A 22,856-nucleotide genomic window follows, 5' to 3' on the forward strand; every position below is an offset into this window, starting at 1 on the left:
CCGATTTTCAAGCTGTGGAGAACCGGTGCCGAACCCACACGTTCGGCTCCACATAGACGGCACGGTCGGCGGCCACGTCACATTCCACTGGCACCAACCCGCCCGGCACCTCAACCAGCCCACTCCGATCGAAAGCCAGCCCAGTCCACGACCGCCACTCGTCCAGCGACCCAGCAACGACCCAGGAGGCCGCCGCCACGCTCTCGACCTGCCCGCCGGCGCCCACATGGGTACGAAGCCACGGATCGACCGGTAGGCCGTCAGCCCGCATCCGTGAGGCGTAGGTCGTCATCGGGGTGCGTGGCTGGAACTGCTTGTGGGTGGGACGCACCGGAGCGTCGAGGATGCCAAGGCCAACGCTCGCGACCGCCTGCCGGAGTGCCGAGAGCATGAGAGCCGCGGCGCCCTGGGTCTGGAAATCCCGCGCCACGCTGATGTTGAGAGCACAGGTGGCGTCAGCTCGAACCCCACGCCGAGCGTCGGCGAACGCCCAGACGACCACCTGCTCCCATCCGCCGGAAGGGAACGCAGGTCGGCCGGCGTAGGACAGCTGGACCGCGTGGGCGTCAGCGATCGGGACGCCGTCGACGGTCGCGATCAAGCACGTCGTCCCGAAGGTTTCGACGGTCTGCCCGAAGTAGGTCTCGGCGATCCGGTTGTGGCGCATGAACTCTGGCCAGGTGCCCACGTCGATGTCGGCGTGGGCGAGGTGCGGACGCTCAGCGACCGTGGTGATCTCGACCGGCTGCCCGGACCTCAGCCTGTGTGCGGGCATAAAAAATGCTCGTCATTTTTCTATGACGAGCTCGGCGCGGGTTGGTATCCAGGGTTGCCAGAGGAGGGGCATGTTGGCCTCGGCGGGGGTGCGGTTGCCCTTGCGCTCGTTGCACGCAGCGTGGGCGGCTACCGCGTTCAGCCACTCGGTGCGGCCGCCGCGGGACCTGGGTTGGACGTGGTCCATGGTGTCGGCGTTGTCCAGGCCGCAGTACGCGCAGCGGAACTTGTCCCGCCGGAGCACGCCGTGCTTGCTGTACTTCATCCGGCCGGCGGCGTAGCGCCAGTGGGTGACGACGTACCGGACCAGGCGCAGGACGCGAGGGACCGGGAATGGGCCGATAGTGTGCTCGCCGTGCGCCTCTTCCACCACTGCGACCTCACGGACCAGCATCCGGATGGCGTGCTGGATCGAGACGGTGTGCAGCGGTTCGTACGACGCGTTCAGGACTATGACGCTCATCCGGTGCCTCCTTCCGGCCGTAGCTGGGAACCACGGCGGTTGACGCAGGGTCTCAAGCATCCGTGGCCGGTGGGTGAACGGTCAACGGATTTCGCCAGACGGTCACGTGCCGGTGCGGCTGCGTGATCGGCGAAGATGTGCCTATGGAATTGAACAATCTGCTCTCCGGCCCACCCGAGACACTACTACCGGTCGACCCGGCCGCGGCGGAACTCGCCGACGGGGCCGCTCCGGCCGACGTCGCGGCGAAGTACCCGACCTCCTCACTCGCCTGGGCGGTGCTGGCCGAGGGCGCGCTGGCGGACGGCCGGACGATCGAAGCGTACGCGTTCGCGCGCACCGGGTACCACCGTGCCCTGGACCTGCTCCGGCGCAACGGCTGGAAGGGCCACGGGCCGGTCCCGTGGGAGCACGAGCCGAACCGCGGCTTCCTCCGCGCCCTGGCCGCGCTGGGCAAGGCCGCTGCTTTGATCGACGAGAAGGACGAAGCCGAGCGCTGCGCCACGTTCCTGCGTGACTCGTCGCCCACCGGTGCCGACGCGCTGAGCTGAAACCCGCTTGTGGAGCTGGTCGCCCGCAGAGAGGATGCGCGGGTGACCAGCCCCTACGCGCAAAGTGGATTCGGTGCCGGCTTCGACTGGGGACCGGCAGCAGCGCAGGTTGTTGCCGGGGACATCGTGGCGGTCGTCGACGTGCTGTCGTTCACCACCACGGTGACCGTGGCAGCAGACCTGGGCATCGACGTCTACCCCTACCGCTGGCGTGACGAGACCGCGGTCGTCTACGCCGAGCAGTACGACGCCAAGCTCGCCGTGGGCCGCTCCGACGCGGGGCCGGACGACGTGAGTCTGTCGCCCGCCACGGTCCGAAAGGCCACCGGCATCAAGCGGCTGGTGCTTCCCTCGCCCAACGGGTCGACCATCTCGAAGCAGCTCAGCGACTCCGGCGCAACAGTGATCGCGGTGTCGCTCCGTAACCGGGAAGCCGCCGCCGACTGGGTCAACCAGCAGTCGGGCAGAGTCGTAGCGATCGCCGCCGGCGAGCGTTGGTCCGACGGATCCCTCCGGCCAGCAGTAGAGGACCTCTGGGGTGCCGGCGGCTTCCTGAGCGCGCTCCGACGTACAGATCTCTCACCGGAGGCGCGAGCCGCGGTGGCGGCGTACGACGCGGTCGCGGACGACCTACCCGCGCTGCTGCACGAGTGCGCCGGCGGCCGCGAGCTCACGCAGTACGGCTATCCGGAGGACGTCGCGATCGCGGCGGAGCTCGACCAAAGCCACAGCGTGCCCGTGCTCCGGGACGGTACGATGTTCCGGTCAACCTGAACCACGTTTCTGCCCGTTGACAGTGCCGGCAAGCGGCGAGCGTCCCCGCTTCTTGTCGAACATGGACGGTTCTAGGCGGATCGACGAGACCGGCGAAGCTGGACGCCCACGGTCGAGGCCCCGCCCCTCCGGGCAGCGGAAGGTACTACCGTGCCGGCTCTCACCGGACGGATCGACACGTCCAGAAACACCTACGCAGCGGTACTGCGCACTCCGGGCGCCTGGAAGTTCTACCTGGCGGCGGCGCCGGCCCGGATCGGGATCGCGATGACCGGCCTCGGCATCGTCTTCCTGGTGCACGGATCGACCGGCTCGTACGGCGCCGCCGGAACGGTCACGGGCGGGTTCGCCGTCGCCGAGGCGGTCGCCGGACCCCAGGTCGGCCGACTCATCGATCGTTTCGGTCAGACCCGGATGTTGCCGATCACCCTCTTCGCCCACGCTGCGGCGATCGCTCTGCTGATCACGCTGACCGTCTCTGGGACTCCACTGTGGGGCCTGGTCGCCGTCGGCGTTCTGGCCGGCGGCACGCTCCCGCAGGTTGGCGCACAGACGGCGGCCCGGTGGTCATACGCGCTCCGAGGTACCACGCTGCTCTCGTCAGCGTTCGCCCTCGAGGCCCTCAGCATCGGCATCGCCTTCATGGTCGGACCGGGCGTCGTCGGCATCGTCAGCTCGCTGGGCAGTCCGGTAGCCGGCTCGGTGCTCGCCACGAGCCTGGCGCTCGCCGGCGGTCTGCTGCTGGCCGCACAACATCACACTGCTCCGCCAGCAGCGCGCCATGAGCACCAGAGCGCCAAACACCTGCTGCACAAGCGGTTCGTCGGACTGGTCGGTACGAACATCGGCATCGGCCTGTTCTTCGGCAGCATGCAGGTGTCGGTCACGGCCTTCGCCGGAGCAAGCGGTCGACCCGAGCTCGGCGGTCCGCTCTACAGCATCACCAGCCTGGTCAGTCTGTTCGCCGGCCTCGGGTACGGCGCCCGACACTGGCGCACCGCCCCGCCGACGCAGTTCGTCCTCGTCCTGGTCGGCCTGACCGTCAGCTGCGTACCGCTGCTCGCGGTGCAGTCTCCACTGGCAGCTGGTATCGCCCTGGCCCTTCCAGGCTTGGCGATCGCACCCTTCCAGACCCTCTCGGCCGTGCTCGCTGAGTCAACGGTCGAGCCTGCCGTGCTAACCCAAGCCTTCACCTGGCTGAACTCTGGCGGTGCCGCGGGCATAGCCCTAGGCGCAGCCTTCGCCGGCCGCCTCGTCGACACGCACACCGCCCACTACGGCTTCGTAGTAGCCCTAGCCGCCGCAGCATTAGCCACAGCCGGAGCCGTCGCGGTCAAGCTCAGCGGTAGGTGATCTGACGTTCGGCCGCGGCGCGGGTTGCGTACTCCAGCGGGGTCAGGCCGATTTGTTGCTTGAACTCCTTGGAGAAGTGGGCCTGGTCGAAGTAGCCGAGGGATGCGGAGAGTTCTGCTAGCTCGGCTACTTCGCCTTGGGCGAGGAGTTCGGCGCCGTCGTGGAGGCGGTAGCGGCGCAGGACCCACTTCGGGCCGACGCCGACGTACCGGCGGAAGAGGCGCTGCAGCGTGCGCACAGGTACGTCGAAACGCGAGGTGATCTCGTCCACACGGGCCAGCGAGCGGTCGGTCGCCATCGTGGTGACGATCTCCCGGACCAGCTCGTACGACGGGTCCACCGGCACCAGGTGGTCGCGCAGGAAGGCCTCGAAGACCGCCCGGCGCCGCTCGTCGGAGGGTGCCTCGAACATGAGGTCGGACAGCTTGTCCCCGTCTGGGAAGATCGCCGTCAGCGGCAGCACCTCGTCCCGGAACGAGCCCACGTCGAGGCCGGTGATCGCCCCGAACCCACCGGCCCAGAACTTCACTCCGAAGACCCGTCCACGACCCCTGAGCTCGCGCGAGAACTTCACTGTGGACACGCCGTTCACGAATGCACCACCCGGCTGCTCGAACGTCACGTTCACGCTCGGGAACGGCAGGACCTCGGCCGTGTACGGCGTCTCCAGGTCCCACTCGACGATCCAGTACCACTCCACGAACCGCGCCGCGGAAGGGCCGGGCGCGAGCCGGTGCAGCGAGCGGTGCCGGGCCTGCTCGCGGGGGTACAGGATGCCCTTCTCACTGTCCGGAGGCTGGGTCAACGTGCCCTGTCGCTTTCTTACAAGACCGGCCGGCCGCCGGTCGGTTGACTAAGAGTCATGACGACGAACACGGTAAACCCCATCCCCGACGGTTATCACTCGCTCACCCCGTACCTCGCCGTGGCCGACGGCGCGAAGGCGATCGAGTTCTACACGTCGGTGTTCGGGGGCGGAGGTGATCAGCCGGCAGGACCTGCCGGACGGGCGGGTGGGTCAGGCCGAGCTGAAGTTCGGCGACTCGATGCTGCAGCTCAGCGACCAGATGCCGCAGTTGGGGCTGCAGGCACCGAATGGCGAGTGGGTGCACTCCTCGCTGGTGCACTACGTGCCGGACGTGGACGCGACGTACGCGAAGGCGGTCGCGGCGGGAGCGAAGCCGGTGGAGGAGGTGCAGACCTTCATGACCGGAGACCGGTTCGGCACGGTCATCGACCCGTTCGGCCACCGCTGGGCGATCCTGACGAAGGTCGAGGACGTGTCCCGCGAGGAGGCCGACCGCAGGGTGAAGGAGTGGCTGGCCTCGAACCCGGAAGACCTGCAGTAGCAGGGCCCAGACGCAAGACAGCGGCCCGCCGGAACCGTCCCCTGCGGCAGTTTCGGCGGGCCGCTGACTAAGAGTGTGCACGTGATCACGCTGCTTGGCAACCCGTCACCTGATGAAACAGACACTTCAAATAGGCGTTTCGGCGTTCTGGACAGGGCCGAAACGCCTGGGCTCCGGTCCGGTAGGCTTTGGTCGCAAGAGCCTGGATGCGTTGCCGGATGAATGTCCGGTGAACGTCTCCGGGCTTCACCGTTTCCAGTGCCGGTCGCTACGGGGTGTGAGTGCCGGCGCGTGAATGAGGAGGGCTGAGATGCCCGCAATCGTGCTCGTCGGCGCCCAGTGGGGCGATGAGGGCAAAGGCAAGGCCACCGATCTGCTCGGCAACACGGGCGAGGTGATCGACTACGTGGTGAAGTTCAACGGCGGCAACAACGCCGGCCACACGGTCGTCATCGGCTGCGAGAAGTACGCGCTGCACCTGCTGCCGAGCGGCATCCTGACCCCGGGCGTGACCCCGGTGATCGGCAACGGTGTCGTCGTCGACATCGGCGTGCTGTTCGAGGAGATCGAGGCGCTGGAGGCCCGCGGGATGGACACGTCCCGCCTGGTCGTGAGCGCGAGCGCGCACGTGATCCCGCCGTACAACCGGACGCTCGACAAGGTCGCCGAGCGGTTCCTCGGCAGCCGCAAGATCGGGACCACCGGCCGCGGGATCGGGCCGACGTACGCCGACAAGATGAACCGGGTCGGGATCCGGATCCAGGACCTGTACGACGAGAAGATCCTCGAGCAGAAGGTCACCGGCGCGCTGGAGCAGAAGAACCAGCTGCTGGTGAAGGTGTACAACCGGCGCGCGGTGGAGATCCGCGAGGTGCTGGACGAGCTGCTCGGGTACGCCGACCGGCTCAAGCCGATGGTGGCCGACACCAGCCTGCTGCTCAACAAGGCACTGGACGACGGCAAGACGGTCCTGATGGAGGCGGGTCAGGCGACCCTGCTGGACGTCGACCACGGCACCTACCCGTTCGTCACGTCGTCCAACGCGATCTCTGCGGGCGCCTGCACCGGCACCGGCATCCCACCGACCCGGATCGACCGGGTGATGGCGGTCGTCAAGGCCTACACGACCCGGGTGGGCGAGGGGCCGTTCCCGACCGAGCTGCTGGACGCCGACGGTGAGTGGCTGCAGTCGCAGGGCGCCGAATTCGGCGTCACCACCGGCCGGCCGCGCCGCTGCGGCTGGTACGACGCGGTGATCGCGCGGTACGCCGCTCGCGTCAACGGTGTCTCCGACTTCGTCCTCACCAAGCTGGACGTGCTCACCGGCCGGGAGAAGATCCCGGTCTGCGTCGCGTACGACGTGCACGGTGTCCGGCACGAGGAGATGCCGATGACCCAGACCGACTTCCACCATGCGGTCCCGGTCTACGAGGAGTTCGACGGCTGGACCGAGGACATCTCCACCTGCCGGACCTTCGACGACCTGCCAAAGCAGGCGCAGAGCTACGTCCGCGCGGTCGAGTCCCTCAGCGGAGCGCCCATCTCGGCCATCGGAGTCGGCCCGGAGCGCTCCCAGATCGTCCAGCTCTGAATCCAGCTCTGGTTTCGGGCAGCCTCCCCGTCAGTTGCCGATGATGGGGAGGTCCCGGATGAACGGGGCCTGGCGGAGGTCGCCGAGCGACGGGCTCTCGATGTGCGGGGTCTCGATCGTCTTGCGGGCCCAGTCCGAGCCTGCGCCTTGCGTGGCCTTGTAGAAGCCGAAGATGCCGATCGCCAGCAGGACCACGGCGACAGCCGCGGACAGGGCATGCGAGCGGAACGTGTTGCGGGCCGCGATGTGTGCGCCGCGGCGCAGCGAGCTGCCGCCTGGTCCCCACCATGCGGTGAACAGCGCGGTCAGGGCTGCGCTGCCAAAGCCGACAGCCGACAACGGTCGCCAGCTCAGGTCGTAAGCCGTCGCGGCGGTGGCTGTGACGACGCCGCCGACGATCGTGCCCATGATGAGCGGCAGGATCAGACAGGGCAGGGTGATCAGCCCTGCAACGACCAGCTGAATCGGGCTGGAAGCCGCGGCCACTACACCGTCCGACTTGCCGGACCGGCCTCGGATCTGGCGACGGCGCATGAGTGCGGTGCTCGACCGGTCGACTGTGCGGGCCAGGACGAGGAGCAGTATGGCGGCAATCGATCCGGCGACCGGGTAGAGCGCGATGGCTCCGGTCAAGGCGACCATGGCGCCGACTACGACCGCAGTACGTCGTCCAGTCGGCGGGGCCTTCTCCGGCTTCGGCTGCTGTTGCGGTACCGGCGCGTTCTGATAGGGCGCCGGCGCGCCTTGGTAGGGCATGACAGCGCCGGGCGCAGCCGCTACTGGGTTGCCCTGGTACGGCAGGGGCATCGCCGCCGGTGCGGCCGCGTTCGGTGCCGGGCTGTACGTCGCCGGATGCACCGGCGCGGTGGCCTTCTTCGCAGCTGCCGCCTCCCGGAGCTTGTCCCGGATCGGCGCGAACGCCGACAACGGCGGAATCACTTGCGGGACCAGTTCGGCCACCTGAGTCGGTGTGGGCCCACTAGGCTCTTCGACCGGCAGCGTCTTCGTCAGCAACCGAGTCTGCGGTACGGCGGCCACCGTCGGGCTCTCCCGGTGCGGCAGCGCGTCGCGGCCCTCGGCGTACCGGCTGAGACCGGTCATGATCTCGTCCTGCGTCGGCCGGTCACCCTTCTTCGGCGACAACGCCGCGGCGAGCAACGGCTTCAGCCGCGGGTCCAGTCCCTCCAGGTCGGCCTGACCCGAGTGCACCCGCGCCAGCACGACCTCGAAGGGCCCCTTGCCGAATGGGCGGCGTCCGGTGGCAGCAAACGCCGCAGTGGCGGCCCAGCCCCACCAGTCCGCCGATTCGGACACCATCTCGCCCTCGATCAGCTCCGGGGCGAGGTAACCCGGCGTACCGATCACCAGACCGGTCTGGGTGAGGCGCAGGTCGTCAGCAGCCTGGGCGATACCGAAGTCGATCATCACCGGCTTGCCGTTGAACATCATCACGTTGCCAGGCTTCAGGTCGCGGTGGATCACTCCGGCCGCGTGGATCGCCTGCAACGACTCCGCCAGGCAGCCGGCCAGCGGCAGCCACTTGCGGGGGGTCAGAGGTCCTCTTTCGTCGACCTGCTCGTCCAGCGGACGGCCCGGCACGAAGCGGGTGACCAGGTAGGGCCGTTCACCCGAGAAGTCGTGGTCCAGGATCCCTGCTACTCCAGGGTGGTCCACCTTCTGCAGTGTGGACGCTTCACGCTGCAACCGGGCCCGTGCGGTCTCGTCGTGCGCCACGTGCGCACGCAGTACCTTGAGCGCGACCTCCTGGTGCTCCGGCCCTTCGGCAAGGTAGACGACACCCATACCGCCCTGCCCGAGCCGCCGGATCAACCGGTACGGCCCAACCCGCTCCTCCACCTCCTCGACAGGTGAAGAAGGCGGCCCCCCTGAGACTGACATGCCATCTACGGTACGTCGGCACCAGACCAACCACCGCCCCGCTGGTCTGCCTCCACTGGCCAGAACCTTGCGAACAGCGCCCTCGTGCCCACTCGCACACGTCAGGTGACCACGGTTGAGTAGAGGTATGCGAATCGAGATCCTGGTGTTCGACGGTGTGGACGAGATGGACGTGATGGGTCCGTACGCGGTCTGGACGCGAGCAGCCAACCGGACCGACACGGAGCTGGCCCTGGTCGGACTCGACGGCTCCACTGAGGTGACCGGCATGAACGGCCTGCAGTTCCGCGCCACCGAAGCGCTGGGTACGCCGGACGCGCTCTTCGTCCCCGGTGGCGGCTGGATGAACCGGGCCGAGAAGGGCAGCTGGGCCGAGGCTCAGCGCGGCGTCATGACCGCCCGCATCGCAGAGCTGGCACCGGCGCTGCAGTGGATCGGGTCCGTCTGCACCGGGTCGATGCTGCTCGCCGCGGCCGGGCTGGTGAAGGGTCGCCCGGCCACCACGAACCGCAACGCCTGGGCCGAGCTCGCGGAGTACGGCGCCGACGTCAGGACCAACCGGGTGGTGGACGACGGCAGCCTGGTCACCGCTGGCGGTATCACCGCCGGCATCGACCTCGCGCTGCACGTTGTCGAACGTGAGTACGGCGCGGAGCCGGCCGACGGGATCGCCGCCTCGATGGAGTACACCCGTGACCGGGACGTCTACTTGGCCACGAGCTCCGGGTAGAAGTTCGTCAGGTCGCCGGACAGGGCGGCCTTGGCGCCGCGGGCGGTGTCGTCGGCCAGGACCTCGAACGCGCCGGACTCGACACCGTCCAGGGCCGCCTTCGCGATGTCCTCGGGCCGGGACTTCGGCCCGGTCACCGCGCTGGTCATCTCGGTGTCGACGTACCCCATGTGCAGGCCGGTGACGCCGATGCCGCGGTCGAGCACCTCGAGCCGGATCGCGTTGGTCTGCAGCCAGAACGCGGCCTTGGTCGCGGAGTACGCGCCGTGCCGGGCGACCCAGGACAGCGCCGAGTGGGCGTTCAGGATGTGGCCGCCGCCGTTCTTCTCGATGATCGGGACGAACGCGCGGGTGAGCTCGAGCGGGCCGAAGAAGTTCGCGTCGAAGACCGCCCGGACCGCCTCGGCCGGAGCGTCCAGGTAGGTCTGCGGCGAGCTGGCCCCGGCGTTGTTGATCAGGACGGTGACGTCCGGCGCGGCCGCGGCCAGAGCGTCGATCGACGCTTGGTCGGTGACCTCCAGCGACAGCGGGACGACCCGCGGGTCCGTGCTCGGTTGCGGCTTCCGGGCGGTCGCGTACACCTTCGCGACGCCGCGGGTGAGCAGGTCGTCGACGAGTGCCTTGCCGATGCCGCGCTGTCCGCCGGTGACGAGGACGACGGCGCCTTCGAGTGAGGTCATCTGGAAACTCCTTAGTGGAAACCGATCTGTTTCGCCGACTGTAAACCGATCGGTTTCCGAAATCAAATTCAGCCGGTACCCTCGTCTCATGACCACCTCTTCGACCCCCCGCGAGCGACTGCTCGACGCCGCGGGCGAGCTCTTCTACCGCGACGGCGTCAACATCGGAGTGGACGCGCTCTGCAAGGCCGCCGGGGTGTCGAAGAAGTCGATGTACCAGCTGTTCCGCTCCAAGGACGAGCTGATCGCCGAGAGCCTCGCCAGCCGCGGTGCGGCGTACCAGGCGCTGCTGCAGCCGGGACCGGAGGACGACCGGCCGGCCCGCGACCGGATCCTCAACGTGTTCGAGCGGCAGGACGCCGTCGTGGCCGGCGGCAACTACCTCGGTTGCCCGTACGTCGCCACCGCGGTCGAGCTGAAGAACCCGGAGCACCCGGGGTCGGTGGTGGCCCGTCACTTCAAGCAGCAGCTCACCGACTTCTTCCACCGCGAGTTGGTGAAGGCCGGAGCGGACGACCCGTCCACGCTGGCGATCCAGCTGACGATGATCTTCGACGGCGCGGCCGCCCGGGCCGTCGTACGGGCGCAGCCGCTCGGGGGCATCGGTGCCGCCACGGCAGCTGCCCTGCTGGACGCGGCCGGCGTTCACGCGGGAGAGCTTGCCCTGCACTGAGCCCTATCCTCCGACGGTGGAGATACCGGTGGAGTTTCACGACCTGCTGTCGTCCAAGGCGGTCGCCATGGTAGGGACGATCGGCCGGCGCGGCGAGCCGCAGGTGACGCCGCTGTGGTTCCTCTGGGACGGCGAGCGTGTGCGCATCAGCCTCGTCGACGGACGGCAGAAGCTGCGGAACCTGCAGCGCAACCCGTTGATTTCGCTGGTGGTCGTCGACCCGGCCCGCCCGACGTACTACGTCGAGCTGCGCGGCCGGATCGACGACCTGGTACCCGATCCGGAGCTGGCGCTGGAGCAGGCGATCGCCCGGAAGTACACCGGCGACTGGAGCGACGTGGAGCCGGCAGGCACCGTCCGCTACACGACCAGCGTCATCGTCGAGCGCATCACCAGCCAGCTCGGTCACTAGGCTTCCGCAACTTCGGTGTGCGTTGACTGAGGGTAGTGACCGACGATTCGGCAACTGGTGTCACGAATGGGACAGATTCTCACTTTGTTCCATTGAGCTGGGAAAACCGGCGTGCCAGTTCCATGACCACTGGGATATTGACGCGCTCACCGTCCGTCGTCAAACTTTCGCAAAGACCCTGCGCTAGTGCCCTGGGCACGCGGGGGAGCGCAGTGTCCACCGCCCCCGAAGAACAGGACACCGCCCCATGCGAAAACAACCCCTGGTCCTGGCCGCGGCCTGCGCCGCACTGGTCACCGGGACACTCAGCAGTCCTGCCGCCGCATCCTCCGACGCACCTGCCGCGGTCGACGCGCCGGCCACGTTCACCCACCCTGGTGTCGGTGTGAGCCGGGCCCAGCTCGACTTCGTCAAGGCGAAGGTGCAAGCGGGTGCCCAGCCCTGGACGAATGCGTTCAACCAAGCCAAGAGCAGTGCCTACGCCTCCCTGTCCCGGACGCCGAAGCCGCGCTCGGTAGTGGAGTGCGGCCCGTACTCGAACCCGAACTACGGCTGCACCGACGAGCGTGAGGACGCGATCGCGGCGTACACCGACGCGCTGCTCTGGTACCTCACCGGCAACACCGCCTACGCGCAGAAGTCGATCCAGCTGATGGATGCGTGGTCCGCCACCATCACGGACCACACCAACAGCAACGCGCCGCTGCAGACCGCGTGGTCCGGCTCGTCGTGGCCGAAGGCCGCGGAGATCATCAAGTACCTCTACGGGAACTGGCCGAACTCGGGCCGCTTCGCGACCATGCTCCGCAACGTCTACGTGCCGAAGATCATCAACGGCTCCAACTCCAACGGCAACTGGGAGCTGAGCATGACCGAGGCCCTGCAGGGCATCGGCGTGTTCCTGGAGGACAAGACCGTCTACGACAAGGCCATCTCGCTGTACCGGCTGCGCGTCCCGGCGTACGTATACCTGGAGTCGGACGGTGCACTGCCGAAGACAGTGCCGAGCCAGAACCTCAACACCCGCGACAAGATCGTCGGCTACTGGCAGGGCCAGGGGACGTTCGTGACAGGCGTGACTCAGGAGACCTGCCGCGACCTCACCCACACCGGCTACGGCATCTCGTCGATCTCGCACGTGCTGGAGACCGCCCGGATCCAGGGCATCGACATGTACCCCGAGTTCGGTGAGCGGCTGCGCCAGGCCCTCGGCTTCCAGTCCCGCTGGGAGCGCAATCTGGAGCCGGTGCCGTCATGGCTCTGCAACGGCACGCTCAACCGCGGCCTCGGCCCGATCACCGAGGTCGGCTACAACGCACTGCACACCCGGCTGGGGATCGCGATGGCGAACACCCAGGCGCTGACCGAGTCCCGCCGGCCGGCGGGGTCCAACAACCTCTTCGTGGCCTGGGAGACCCTGACCACGCAGAGAACCCGTCCTAGCTGACGTCCGGGAGGGCTGGAACTTCTGCCCTCCAGCCCTCCCGGATCACTTCAGCAGTGCGCTTCGCCGCGCTTCCAGTAGCCCTGGAACGAGATCGACGCCTTCGGCATCCCGACCACGTCGACCAGGTGCCGCCGGACCGCCTTGATCATGGAGGACTCGCCCGCGACCCACGCGTAGTCCGGGGCGAGCGTCTTGGACTTCACCGCGTCCAGCAGCGACCCCTCAGTCACCCAGGTGACGTCGGCAGCACCCTGCAGCGGCCGGATGTCAGCCGCATCCGGTACGGCGACGAACACCGTGGCGCGTACTCCGGCCGGTAGCTGCTCCAGGATGCCGGCCAGCGCGGGCAGAGCGGTCTCGTCCGCGACCAAGACCCGCTCCACGCTCGTCGCCGGCGGCACGTAGTCGACACCGGAGTGCAGCAGGCCCTTGGTGCTGGTCGTGTCGACCGCGAACGGCAGGAGCAGCCCCACCTCGTCACCCAGCTGCGCCTCGCTGACCCAGGCGGACGCCGGTCCGTTGATGCCGTGCAGCACGAACTCGACGTCCAGCTCCGCCACCTCCGGACGCAATGCGCGGACGGTGTACGTGCGCATGACGAAACGCTCGTCGGCCGGCTGGGCGCACCACTCGGCGTACCACTCCGGGCCGGAGGGCAGGTCCAGCTTGGTGCCGTTGGGCGGTGCGAGCAGCACCTTGATCCGCTGGTCCGGTCCGGCCGTCACCGACTCGGCGATCCGGGGTGCGACGAAGGTCACGCGGCGCAGGTGCGGGCTGAGGTCGTCCACGGCCGCCACGGTCGCCATCAGCGAGTCGAAAACGATCGGCCGCTCGAGCACAGTCGTCATGCTGTGGTTTCTCCATCAACTTGGCAGGGGGAGTCTCAGGTGCGGACCCGCGGACGGCCGGGTTATTCTGAGGCGTCTAGAGGTTAGCCTTACCTAAGAGGATCTCCAAAGTCCAATGCCCCCGCCCAGCGCCGTCGCTTCTGCCGACCCCGACCTGGCGTCCGTTCCCGCGCGTCCGCGGCGGCGGACACGGCGGTCGACCCTCGTTCTCGGGCTGGTCGGCTGCCTGGTTCTGCTGTGCCTCGTCTGCCTGCTCAGCATCGCGATCGGGTCGAAGCAGATCCCGTTGGCCACCGTCATCGATGCCCTGCGCCACTACAACGAGGCCGACACCGACCACGTGATCGTGCGGTCCCTGCGAGTACCGCGGACCCTCATCGGACTCATGGTCGGCGCAGCGCTCGGTCTCTCCGGCGCACTGATGCAGGGCGTGACCAGGAACCCGCTGGCCGACCCGGGCATCCTCGGCGTGAACGGTGGTGCCGCCCTGTTCGTTGTCGGCGGCATCTACTGGCTCGGGCTGTCGACGTTGACGGCGTACGTCTGGCTGGCCTTTGCCGGTGCGGCCGCTGCATCGGTCGCGGTGTACCTGCTGGGGTCGCTCGGACGGGAGGGCGCGACACCGGTGAAGCTCGCGCTGGCCGGTGCGGCGCTGACAGCGATGCTGGGGTCGCTGACGACCGCGCTGCTGATCGGTGACGTCGACACGTTCGACCAGTTCCGGTTCTGGTCGGTCGGATCGTTCGCGGGCCGCGGTCCGGACGTGGCCGCACAGGTGGCGCCGTTCATCCTGGTAGGGATCGTGCTGGCGCTGCTGTCCGGGCGAGTGCTGAACGCGTTGTCGCTCGGGGACGACGTGGCGAAGTCGCTCGGTCAGCGGGTCGGACTGGCTCGCCTGTTCGTCGCCGTGGTCGTCGTACTGCTGTGCGGTGCGGCGACCGCGGCGGCCGGGCCGATCGGCTTCATCGGGCTCACCATCCCGCACGTGGCGCGGCTGGTGACCGGACCGGACTACCGGTGGATCCTGCCGTACTCAATGCTGCTCGCACCGATCCTCCTGCTCGGCTCGGATGTCATCGGTCGAGTAGTGGCCCTGCCGGGTGAGCTGCAGGTCGGCATCGTGACTGCTGTGATCGGCGCGCCCTTCTTCATCGTCCTGATACGCCGACGCAAGCTGGCGGACCTGTGACGGCGACAGCGGAGGCAGTCCACGTCATCGCCCGCGCCCGGGCCGCACGACAGGCGCGGACGGCCGCGGTCATCGCCGTACTCGCGGTGCTCGTGTTCGCGGCCTTCTGCGTCTCGTTGTCGCTGGGTGACTTCAAGATCCCGGTGATCGACGTGGTGAAGACGCTCTTCGGTGGTGGCGACCGGGCGACGGAGTTCATCGTCAACCGCCTGCGGCTGCCTAGGGCTCTCACCGGTCTGTTGGTCGGTACTGCGCTCGGCCTGTCCGGAGCGATCTTCCAGAGCATCGCCCGCAACCCGCTGGCCTCGCCGGACATCATTGGCGTGACCTACGGGGCCAGTGCGTTCGCCGTGTTCGCCATCGTGACGCTGGGGCTGACCGGTGCGTGGGTGTCGGGGCTGGCGATCGTCGGTGCGGTGCTGACGGCCTTCCTGATGTACGTGCTCGCCTGGCGGCACGGTGTGTCCAGCTACCGGCTCATCCTGATCGGTATCGGCATCGGTGCGATGGCTACCAGCCTCACGTCGTACCTGCTGACCAAGGCGCGGGTTGAGATCGCCCAGCAGGCGCTGATCTGGCTGACCGGGAGCCTCAACGGCCGGGACTGGTCGAACGTACGGTCGCTGGCGGTCACGTTGGTGGTCCTGCTGCCCTTCCTGGTGTTTCTGGTGCATCAGCTGCGAATCCTGCAGCTTGGTGACGAGACGGCGTACGGGCTGGGGCTGCGGGTCGAGAGGTCGCGGCTGGGGTTGATCGTGATCGCCGTACTGCTGGCGGCGGTGGCTACTGCGGCTGCTGGACCGATCGGGTTCGTCGCATTCGTCGCACCGCCGATCGCACGGCGACTGACGCGCTCACCAGGGCCGGCCATGATCACGTCGGCTCTGCTGGGGGCGCTGGTGGTGTCGGTGTCGGACCTGATTGCGCAGCACTTGTTTGGTGACACGCAGCTGCCAGTGGGTGTGGTGACGGGTGTGGTCGGTGCGCCGTACCTCATGTTCGTGCTGGCGCGCGCCAACCGAGTCGGGAGTGGTGGCTGAGAGATGGAGAGCTCTGTGGAACACAGGTTGGCTGCTTCCGGGCTGGCCGTCGGGTATGACCAGCGAGAGATCATCCACGACCTGTCGGTGCGCATCCCGACCGGCAAGATCACGGTGATCGTCGGTGCGAACGCGTGTGGCAAGTCGACGCTGCTCAAGACCCTGGCCCGGTTGCTGAAGCCGTCGCGTGGGTCGGTGCTGCTGGACGGCAAGAGCATCCAGTCGATTCCGACGCGTGAGGTGGCGACGAAGCTCGGTCTGCTGCCTCAGTCGCCTACAGCGCCGGAGGGGATCACTGTTGCGGACCTGGTGGGTCGTGGGCGGTACCCACGGACCCGGTGGATCCGGCAGTGGTCCAAGGCCGACGACGAGGCCGTGGCGGAGGCCATGACGTCGACCGACGTGTTGTCGATCGCGGACCGGCCGATCGACGAGCTCTCCGGTGGTCAGCGGCAGCGCGTGTGGATCGCGATGGCGCTGGCGCAGGAGACGGACATCCTGCTGCTGGACGAGCCGACCACCTTCCTCGATCTGACCCACCAGTTCGAGGTGCTCGACCTCCTGGTCGATCTGAACAAGTCCGAGGACCGAACCATCGTGCTGGTGCTGCACGACCTCAACCAGGCCTGCCGGTTCGGCGACCACCTGATCGCGATGAAGGACGGAGCAATCGTTGCTGAGGGCAACCCGTCCGAGGTGATCTCCGAGGCGGTCGTGCAGGACGTGTTCGGGCTGGCCGTGAAGGTCGTGCCGGACCCGGTCGCCGGGACGCCGATGGTGGTGCCGATCGGGCGCCACTCGACGCGTACCGACTCGCCTGCTGTCGCGGCCTTGGCCGCTTCCGCCGCCGCGAACGGGATCTGCCGGCCGCTCGATCGCTGACCGTTTGTCCACAGGCCGGCCGATCGGCGTCGAATTTCGTCGGTCGGGGTGGTTATGGTGGCCGGCATGTTGTCCGTCCTGGCCTATCACCGCTCGGTCCTGGCGCACGTCCGCCGGGTGGACGAGCGTGCCTGGACGGCCTTGCTGGGCGGACCGGTCGACGACGTACCGCTGCAGAACGCGTACCGGCTGGAGCCGGCGGGGCATCCAGAGGTGCACGAGGCGGGTCGGCGGGCGGCCTCGGCTCTCGGTGTCTCCGGCGAGGTCGACTACTACCAGGTTGGTGGCGAGCCCAACGCTGGGTACGTGCATCAGGCCGGCAAGGCGGTCATCGTCTTCCAGGGGCCGCTGCTCGATCGGCTCGATGCGGACGAGCTGGCTGCGGTGATCGGGCACGAGTTGGCGCACCGGCTGTTGTGGGAGGCCGAGGACGGCGGGTTCCTGGCGGTGGACCGGCTGCTCGATGCGGCGGCGGGTGACGCGCGGACCCCCTCGCAGTACCTGGAGACTCACCGGCGGTGGTCGCTCGCGACGGAACTCTTCGCGGACCGTGGTGCGTTAACGGCCTGTGGTGATCTCAGTACGGCGGTCCGCGCGTTGCTGAAGCTGGAGACCGGGCTGAGTTCGGTCGACGCCGCGGCGTACCTGCGCCAGGCGGAGTCGCTGGACCTCAGGTCGGGCAGCCGCGGGACGACGCACCCGGAGGCGGTCGGCCGGGCGTGGGCGTTGCAGAACTGGATGGCCGGTGAGGACGTCGAGGTCTTGGTCACCGGTCCACTCGACGTGGACTCACCCGACGTGCTCGACGCAGTGTTGCTGCGGGAGGTGAGCCGCGACTTCGCTGCGCTGGTTGCGCAGACCTTACCGACTGATGCGGTGGCGACGGCTGCTGCGGGGTTTGCTGACCCGCCTGGTCCTCTGGGTGTGCCCGGTGGAGCGGTGCGGTTCGACGAGCCGCTGACGGTTCGCCCAGTGGACGGGGCGCCGTTGCCGCGTCCACGGCCGATCGCTGCGGCGACCAAGCGGTACCTCTGCTACCTGCTGCTCGACCTGGCGACGGCTGATCCAGAGACAGGCGACGACGGGCTGGCGGCGTCGCTGGCGCTTGCCAGCCGGGTCGGCTTGCCCGAGTACGTCGACGTGGCGGACGACGAGCTCGGGTGGAGCCCTCGCGAGCGAGCCCGACTGGTCGGGAGGGCCGATGAGCGCTGAGGATCTCGTCGCGCTGGCCGTCTCCCAGGGCGGCCTCGGGAACGACGCACTGCTGGCAGCTGTCCTGCCCTTGTTCCACGAGACGGCCGCAGTGCACGAGCGCGGGCTGGTGGCGCCGCTGCGCGGGCTGGACCTGCTCGTGGTTGACGAGCAGAACCGGCTCGGGTTCGCGGCGGAGGACGCCGCGCGGCCGACGCTCGCTTCGGTTGAGGTTGACGCCCGGCAGGGATCGCGGCCGACGGCGGTCGAAGTGGTCGCACACCGGCAGGCTTCGCTGGACCTCGGCGAAGGTGGCGGCCAGGAGACCATCGTCGTACCGTCGCCGGTGGCGGCTGAGATCACTGCGCCGGTTTACGTCGCGGGGTGGCAGAGCTGGGAGCACGTGGTCGGGCACCACGACCAGCTCACGGACATCTTCAGCCTCGGACAGTTGCTGCTCGCGCTGGGGTGCGGGCTCGACTTCTCCCGTACTGCGGATGTCGCCACGCTCATCGATGCTCGGGGCAACCTTTATCGATTGGACCCGGACCTGCATCCGGTGATCGTCTCGGTCGCCGCTCAGATGGCCGACCCGGACCGGCATCGGCGGGCGCAGGACCTGCACTCGTTGATCGAGCAGCTCGAGAACTACCGCGACCAGCCGCTGGACTTCGACGTCTCGGCGATCGTTCGCGGCGCGGCCGACCGGCGTACGGCGGTGCTCGGCGCGCTCCGGGACCGGTTGTTCGACCTGTCCCGGCGGAACCGGTTGATCAACTTCCGCCCGACCGGGCAGACGCTGAACCTCACCGAGGTCTCGGTGCCGCTGATGCTCGACGTGCGGACGATCCGCTCCGAGCAGTTGTTCACGTGGCGCGACGACCTGGCGGGAGCCCTGCTGCAGAAGGCGCAACCGCTCGGGAAGTGGATTCGGTACGACGAAGCGCCGTACGCGGCGAACACGTTGGACAAGCTGATCTCGACCGCGCGGCGGGACCGAGCCGACTACGGGCAGGACCAGCTGCGGCTGGTGCCGGCGTTCTTACGGTGGCACGACCTGAAGAACGATCGAGATACCCGGCTGGCGTCGCCGCTGGTGCTGGCAAAGGTGGAGCTGACGAAGAAGCGCGGTGTGCGCGACTCGTACACGTTGCGGGTGACCGATCCGATCGCGGAGATCAATCCGACGCTGCGGCACCATCTGCGGCAGCTGTACGGGATCACCTTGCCGGAGACGATCGATCTCTCGGAGCCCGGTGCGTTGCAGGGCTTGCACGAGCGGTTGCTGAAGGAGCTCCAGGCTTCGGAGCCGGGGCTGCAGCTGCACCTGCGGTCGAAGCCGCGGATCGATCTGGTGCGGCAGCGGGCGATGGTCCGGCTGCGGACCTACCAGCGACGTCGGCGTGGGGTGGTCGCGGACGGGTTCGGCGGGAAGCAGTACGCGTACTCGTACCGGCGCAGTGACTACCAGCCGCTGGGGGTGCAGATCTTCCGGACGCAGATCGCTCAGCAGGGCCTGCCGCTGGGGATCGCGTTGGGGGAGGAGCCGCGGCGGCCGGGAGCCCTCGAGACTGACCTCTACTCGTTGGACACCGAGGGCGGTCCGTACTCGTGGGACGTGGACCTGTGCGCGGTCTCGCTGGCGAACTTCAACTACCGGACGCTCGGGCTGGTGCGTGACTACGACGAGTTGCTGACGTCCGGGGAATCGTGTCCCTCATTCGATCAGCTGTTCTCGGATCGGCCGCGGCCGTTGGTGAGCGCACCGCCGGAGCTTCCTGTCGGTGACCGGCATCTGGTCGTGCCGGCGGACGGGTCGCAGGTCTCGGCGATCGCTCGGGCTCGGCGGGGCGAGAGCTTTGTCATCCAGGGGCCGCCGGGGACCGGGAAGTCGCAGACGATCACGAACCTGATCGCGGACTTCGTGGCCCGCGGTCAGCGTGTGCTCTTCGTCTGCCAGAAGCGTGCGGCGCTGGATGTGGTCCACGCTCGCCTGGCGAGTCGTCGGCTTGACGGGTTGTGCGCTTTGATTCACGACTCACAGTCCGACAAGAAGGCTTTCGTCCACGGCCTGCGGGACACCTATGAGTCGTGGCTGGACGCCTCGGATGATCTGGATGCCTTGACCACCCGCCGAGAGTCGTTGGTCGCTCGCGTCGACACCCTGCTGGCTACCGTCGCGTCCTTCGAGCAGCACCTGACCGTGGGCACGCCGCCGCTCCGCGAGCTGGTCACGCGGCTGGCTGAGCTTCAGAATCACTCGTGGACTGCACCTACGCCGGTCCTACCAACCGCGGCTGACTGGTGGGTCGGTCGAACCGCTGTCCATGACCTCGCTACTGGTCTAGCTGCGGCTGATCCTTCGACGGGCGGCGCCCTGGCCCGCAGTCCGCTTGCCTTCATCAAACCTGCAGCCTGGACCACCACCGCCGATCCGACGGCCGAGGCTCGGACTCTCCATGCCGCCTGGTCGGCGCTGGATCCGGATCGTTCTGTCTCGCAGGTCCGTGCATTGGCGCGGTTGGGGCGCGTGGTGGAGGTGCTGGCTCGTCGCGATCGGGTCGAGGCTCTCGCGCCCCGGTCGGCGGACGCGCGGGAACTGTCGGCCGCCGGAGCCGAGCGCAAGCGCCTCGTCGCCGCGGAGCGAGCTGCCTGGCAGGAAGCGGCCGGGTGGCGTCAGCCGTTGGCCCCGGCCGACGCCCGAAGTGCGCTGAAGATTGCCCAGAGCAAGGAAGGCGGCGTGCTTTCCTTTCTCAGCGGTGACTGGCGCCGGGTGAAGAATCTGGTCCGTGCGCAGTACGACGGCTCGGCTCGCGCGGTTCAGCCATCGGTGGTCGACATCCTGACCGACCTGGTCGCCGCCCAGTCCGCCTCGGCCGCCGTGGCGGAGCACACCGAACAGACCCGCCACGACTGGGGCGTCGATGACCCGCGCTCACTGGCCGATCGACTGGCTGAGCTTCGCAAGGATCCGGACCTACCGGACTGGCAGTTCGTACTCAGCGACGACGAGGCGCCGGCCAAGCTGACGCGTCTGGCCGATGCTCTGGACCGGGCCGAGGCGTTGTCGAACCGCTTGCTCGCTCCGCATTGGGCTGGGTTGACCGTCGACGAACTACGTGCGCTCGCGGATCGGCTGGCCTCGGCCGCTCCCGCCATACACACGCTCGGCCCGCAGTTGCGCGACCTGGAGAAGGCGCCGGCTTCGGTGGTGGACGCAGTACGTCGGTTGGACTCGACGCCTGATCAGCTCGAATACGCCGTGTGCGCGGCGGAGTGGGAGCGCGCGCGTTCCGCCGTACCGCTGCAGTTGTCGTCCGCGCGGGTGGACTCGATCGTCGGCGAGCTGAGCCTGGTGTACGACGACCTGACGTCGCTGAACGCCGAGGTCGTAGTGGCGCAGGTGCGGCGCCGGTTCCTCGCCGAGGTCGCGCACTCGGAGCAGAGCGTGACCGGGATGTCCGCGGAGGACCGTGAGCGGAAGAAGGCGTTCGCGGCCGGGCGCCGGGAGCTGGAGCACGAGTTCGGGAAGGTGATGCGGTACCGGTCGATCCGTGACCTGGCGTCGGGTGCTCCTGGTGCGGTTGTGTCGGTGCTACGACCGGTGTGGCTGATGAGTCCGTCATCGGTGTCGGACACGTTGCCTTTGACCACTTCCTTCGATGTCGTCGTGTACGACGAGGCCAGCCAGATCCCTGTGGAGGAAGCGATTCCGGCGTTGCATCGGGCGCCGCAGGTGATCGTGGTCGGTGACCAGATGCAGCTGCCGCCGACGCAGTACTTCCGGGTGCGGCAGGACGCGGAGTTCGGGCCCGAGACTCTCGAGGACGAGGCTGCCGCCGAGCAGGTCGGGATCGCGTTGACCGAGGACAGCTTCTTGTCGATCAGCGCGTTGCGGCTCGCGTCGACGATGCTGACCTGGCACTACCGGAGTCGGTCGGAGGCGTTGATCTCGTTCAGCAACGCGGCGTTCTATCAAGGGCGGCTGGCGACGGTGCCGGACCGGATGCCGCCACACGCCGCGCCACCGTGGACGGTCCGCTCCGACTCACCGGTCGACGAGATCTGCGACGGCGTACTGGCCGGAAGCATCACGTCGGTACGACTGGTCGACGGCGTCTACGTACGGCGTACCAATCCGGCCGAGGCGCACTGGATCGCCGCCCTGGTGCGAGAACTGCTGTTGCGGCAGACCGGGAAGAGCCTGGGGATCGTCGCGTTCTCCGAGGCGCAGCAGGGCGAGATCGAGCGGGCGCTGGACGAGCTCGCGGAGGACGACGCGGAGTTCGCGGCGTTGTACGAAGCCGAGCAGGTGCGGACGCGGGGCGAGCAGGACGCCGGATTGTTCGTGAAGAACCTGGAGAACGTGCAGGGCGACGAGCGCGACATCGTCCTCATGAGCGTCTGCTACGCCGCCGGCCCGGACGGGCGGATGCTGATGAACTTCGGTCCGATCAACACGTCAGGCGGCGAGAAACGCTTGAACGTGATCTTCAGCCGGGCCCGGGAACACATGGTCGTTGTCGCCAGCATCGAACCCGAGGCCATCACCAACACCTACAACGACGGCGCCAACACCCTCCGCCGTTTCCTCACCTATGCATCCGCCACGTCCCGCGGCGACTACTCGCTCGCCAAGTCCGCCCTCAGACCGTTCGCTGTGCCGACCAGCAGGTCTGCGCAGACCACTCCGGTCATCGAACAACTGGCCGCGGCTTTGAGAGCCCACGGTGTAGAAGTCGACGCCACCGTCGGCGAATCGGTCTTCCGGTGCGACCTGGCCCTCAAACTCCCCGAAGACACCGGCCACCGCCTGGCAGTCCTCGTCGACACCCCGGGCCGACTGGCCGCCGACACCCTCCTGGAACGCCTCACCACTCATCCCAGAGCCCTCACGACCACCGGCTGGCAGGTCCACCACGTCCTCACCACCGACTGGACCCGCGCCCCGGAAACGGTCCTCGCACACCTCCTCGAGGCACTCCACCGCCCGACCGACAACTAACCCAC

The 22,856-nt window shown here is 68.3% G+C and carries 20 protein-coding genes; 14 read left to right on the forward strand and 6 right to left on the reverse strand.

Annotated features, from left to right (window positions below; translation table 11 throughout):
• Positions 1 to 7: 7 nt before the first annotated feature.
• Positions 8 to 775, reverse strand: a complete 768-nt coding sequence (locus tag AB0E69_RS00655) for an N-acetyltransferase (protein WP_360137283.1) — start codon at positions 773 to 775, stop codon at positions 8 to 10.
• 12 nt (positions 776 to 787) lie between these two features.
• Positions 788 to 1,237 (reverse strand): HNH endonuclease, encoded by a 450-nt coding sequence (locus tag AB0E69_RS00660; protein ID WP_360137286.1) that lies wholly within the window; start codon positions 1,235 to 1,237, stop codon positions 788 to 790.
• Between the two features lie 143 nt (positions 1,238 to 1,380).
• Here AB0E69_RS00660 and AB0E69_RS00665 point away from each other — a divergent pair, with 143 nt between their 5' ends.
• The 3 genes from AB0E69_RS00665 to AB0E69_RS00675 all read left to right on the forward strand — a co-directional run bounded on the left by AB0E69_RS00665 (position 1,381) and on the right by AB0E69_RS00675 (position 3,915).
• Complete coding sequence (locus AB0E69_RS00665; RefSeq protein WP_360137288.1) at positions 1,381 to 1,788, forward strand: DUF3151 domain-containing protein; 408 nt, start codon at positions 1,381 to 1,383, stop codon at positions 1,786 to 1,788.
• 42 nt (positions 1,789 to 1,830) lie between these two features.
• Positions 1,831 to 2,562: a 2-phosphosulfolactate phosphatase gene (locus tag AB0E69_RS00670; RefSeq protein ID WP_360137291.1), complete on the forward strand. Its 732-nt coding sequence runs from the start codon at positions 1,831 to 1,833 to the stop codon at positions 2,560 to 2,562.
• 150 nt (positions 2,563 to 2,712) lie between these two features.
• The gene (locus AB0E69_RS00675; protein WP_360137294.1) at positions 2,713 to 3,915 is read left to right on the forward strand and encodes an MFS transporter; all 1,203 of its coding nucleotides are present in this window, start codon (positions 2,713 to 2,715) and stop codon (positions 3,913 to 3,915) included.
• Here the strand turns inward: AB0E69_RS00675 and AB0E69_RS00680 are convergent.
• A complete protein-coding gene (locus tag AB0E69_RS00680) occupies positions 3,902 to 4,720 on the reverse strand; it encodes a helix-turn-helix transcriptional regulator (protein WP_360137297.1) in 819 nt (272 codons plus the stop codon). The two genes, AB0E69_RS00675 and AB0E69_RS00680, sit on opposite strands and share 14 nt — an antisense overlap.
• Positions 4,721 to 4,895: 175 nt before the next feature.
• Here AB0E69_RS00680 and AB0E69_RS00685 point away from each other — a divergent pair, with 175 nt between their 5' ends.
• A complete protein-coding gene (locus tag AB0E69_RS00685; protein WP_360137300.1) occupies positions 4,896 to 5,264 on the forward strand; it encodes a VOC family protein in 369 nt (122 codons plus the stop codon).
• Between the two features lie 310 nt (positions 5,265 to 5,574).
• On the forward strand, positions 5,575 to 6,855 hold the full coding sequence (locus AB0E69_RS00690) for an adenylosuccinate synthase (RefSeq protein WP_360137303.1): 1,281 nt from the start codon (positions 5,575 to 5,577) through the stop codon (positions 6,853 to 6,855).
• Positions 6,856 to 6,885: 30 nt separating this feature from the next.
• Here AB0E69_RS00690 and AB0E69_RS00695 read toward each other — a convergent pair whose 3' ends face one another.
• Entirely contained in the window at positions 6,886 to 8,754 is a 1,869-nt protein-coding gene (locus AB0E69_RS00695; protein WP_360137306.1) for a protein kinase, read from the reverse strand.
• A gap of 127 nt (positions 8,755 to 8,881) precedes the next feature.
• Between AB0E69_RS00695 and AB0E69_RS00700 the strand changes: the two genes are divergently transcribed.
• A complete protein-coding gene (locus tag AB0E69_RS00700) occupies positions 8,882 to 9,484 on the forward strand; it encodes a DJ-1/PfpI family protein (RefSeq protein ID WP_360137309.1) in 603 nt (200 codons plus the stop codon).
• Here the strand turns inward: AB0E69_RS00700 and AB0E69_RS00705 are convergent.
• On the reverse strand, positions 9,460 to 10,164 hold the full coding sequence (locus AB0E69_RS00705; protein ID WP_360137312.1) for an SDR family oxidoreductase: 705 nt from the start codon (positions 10,162 to 10,164) through the stop codon (positions 9,460 to 9,462). The genes AB0E69_RS00700 and AB0E69_RS00705 overlap by 25 nt on opposite strands.
• A gap of 88 nt (positions 10,165 to 10,252) precedes the next feature.
• Between AB0E69_RS00705 and AB0E69_RS00710 the strand changes: the two genes are divergently transcribed.
• From AB0E69_RS00710 to AB0E69_RS00720, 3 genes are all read left to right on the forward strand, one after another.
• Positions 10,253 to 10,837, forward strand: a complete 585-nt coding sequence (locus AB0E69_RS00710; protein WP_360137315.1) for a TetR/AcrR family transcriptional regulator — start codon at positions 10,253 to 10,255, stop codon at positions 10,835 to 10,837.
• A 16-nt stretch (positions 10,838 to 10,853) separates the two neighbouring features.
• Positions 10,854 to 11,249 carry a PPOX class F420-dependent oxidoreductase gene (locus AB0E69_RS00715; protein WP_360137318.1) on the forward strand — a complete coding sequence of 132 codons (396 nt, stop codon included), beginning with the start codon at positions 10,854 to 10,856 and terminating at the stop codon, positions 11,247 to 11,249.
• A gap of 247 nt (positions 11,250 to 11,496) precedes the next feature.
• Complete coding sequence (locus tag AB0E69_RS00720; protein ID WP_360137321.1) at positions 11,497 to 12,696, forward strand: alginate lyase family protein; 1,200 nt, start codon at positions 11,497 to 11,499, stop codon at positions 12,694 to 12,696.
• A gap of 47 nt (positions 12,697 to 12,743) precedes the next feature.
• Here AB0E69_RS00720 and AB0E69_RS00725 read toward each other — a convergent pair whose 3' ends face one another.
• Positions 12,744 to 13,544 carry a siderophore-interacting protein gene (locus tag AB0E69_RS00725; protein WP_360137324.1) on the reverse strand — a complete coding sequence of 267 codons (801 nt, stop codon included), beginning with the start codon at positions 13,542 to 13,544 and terminating at the stop codon, positions 12,744 to 12,746.
• A 115-nt stretch (positions 13,545 to 13,659) separates the two neighbouring features.
• Here AB0E69_RS00725 and AB0E69_RS00730 point away from each other — a divergent pair, with 115 nt between their 5' ends.
• From AB0E69_RS00730 to AB0E69_RS00750, 5 genes are all read left to right on the forward strand, one after another.
• Positions 13,660 to 14,733 carry an iron chelate uptake ABC transporter family permease subunit gene (locus AB0E69_RS00730; RefSeq protein WP_360137327.1) on the forward strand — a complete coding sequence of 358 codons (1,074 nt, stop codon included), beginning with the start codon at positions 13,660 to 13,662 and terminating at the stop codon, positions 14,731 to 14,733.
• The gene (locus tag AB0E69_RS00735; protein ID WP_360137330.1) at positions 14,730 to 15,773 is read left to right on the forward strand and encodes an iron chelate uptake ABC transporter family permease subunit; all 1,044 of its coding nucleotides are present in this window, start codon (positions 14,730 to 14,732) and stop codon (positions 15,771 to 15,773) included. Before AB0E69_RS00730 ends, AB0E69_RS00735 begins: the two co-directional genes overlap by 4 nt.
• Positions 15,774 to 15,776: 3 nt before the next feature.
• The gene (locus AB0E69_RS00740) at positions 15,777 to 16,655 is read left to right on the forward strand and encodes an ABC transporter ATP-binding protein (RefSeq protein ID WP_360137333.1); all 879 of its coding nucleotides are present in this window, start codon (positions 15,777 to 15,779) and stop codon (positions 16,653 to 16,655) included.
• A gap of 66 nt (positions 16,656 to 16,721) precedes the next feature.
• On the forward strand, positions 16,722 to 17,867 hold the full coding sequence (locus tag AB0E69_RS00745) for a M48 family metalloprotease (protein ID WP_360137336.1): 1,146 nt from the start codon (positions 16,722 to 16,724) through the stop codon (positions 17,865 to 17,867).
• Complete coding sequence (locus AB0E69_RS00750; protein ID WP_360137339.1) at positions 17,857 to 22,851, forward strand: AAA domain-containing protein; 4,995 nt, start codon at positions 17,857 to 17,859, stop codon at positions 22,849 to 22,851. The genes AB0E69_RS00745 and AB0E69_RS00750 overlap by 11 nt, the downstream gene beginning before the upstream one ends.
• Positions 22,852 to 22,856: the final 5 nt, after the last annotated feature.

Origin of the sequence: Kribbella sp. NPDC026611, assembly GCF_040638345.1 — a bacterium.
Classification (GTDB): domain Bacteria; phylum Actinomycetota; class Actinomycetes; order Propionibacteriales; family Kribbellaceae; genus Kribbella.